The following is a 981-nucleotide window of genomic DNA, read 5'->3' as shown; positions in this document are numbered from 1 at the left end:
TCGATTACTGGCATGTAGCTCTTTTATCACATGGTAGCCGTCAATAGACATTCCAGGGGAAAGCTCTGGTGGGAAGGGTAAGTCCGAAAGCTTTACGTAGGCATCTTCGGCATTTGGACAAGGCAAAGCATCGACTCTGACAATCTGGCAACTCAAGTTATCATCGGAGCCGTTTTCGAGTGCAATATCAACCAAGCTCTCACAAAGCCCGGTAAATTCATCCGACTTGCAATCAACCGCCTTAGCAATGACTTCTTTTATACGTTTATCGTTGATAAAATCATGAATACCGTCGGTACTCAGAAAAAAGATATCACCAGATTCGACATCCTCCGAGTAATAGTCGACATCAAGCATTAAATCCATTCCCATTGCACGAGTAAGATAAGTGGAATCCTTACTTACTCTGGCGGAATGGTCATGCGTGAGCTGCTCAAAGTTATTCCCTCTAAGCCGGTACACTCGGCTATCGCCGATATGAAATATATGCGCGACACGCGACTTGATAACCAAGGTCGACATTGTACTGATATAGCCATGCTCAGCCTGAAGATAACCAACCCCCTGCCCATATAACCAACGATTCAAAGCCGTTAATACTTTTTGAGCTGAGTTTTTAACTGTCCAGGAGTCAGGTGTACTGAAGAAGTCGGAGATAAAGTTCTTAACGCAGGTTTCGCTTGCCTCCTTGCCCGCCTCTGCACTACTGACTCCATCGGCAACAATAGCAACCATTCCCTTTACAGTTAATAGAGGCTCTTTCGGGACGTATATTCCGACAGAATCTTCATTTTGGTGCTTTAAGCCCTTTACTGATATTTGCCCTGCACTTGTACGAAGCCCGCTTTCTAGATGCATCTGATATTTCACTCACTTATTTATTATGGGTATTATTGCGCCAATAAGTAGCAAAATAACACCCCCTTTAGATTAAAATCTTAATTTTCAACGGCATATGTAAAAACGAACGCAATATACAGC

The 981-nt window shown here is 43.3% G+C and carries 1 protein-coding gene; it reads right to left on the bottom strand.

What is annotated here, in order from left to right:
• A partial coding sequence (locus A3761_RS01805; RefSeq protein ID WP_156491501.1) for a PP2C family serine/threonine-protein phosphatase occupies positions 1-858 on the bottom strand: 858 nt, incomplete at its 3' end.
• Positions 859-981: the final 123 nt, after the last annotated feature.

This window comes from Oleiphilus sp. HI0123 (genome assembly GCF_001635315.1).
Note: the sequence above shows the minus strand (reverse complement) of the source record. Positions and strands in the feature narration are given on the sequence as shown.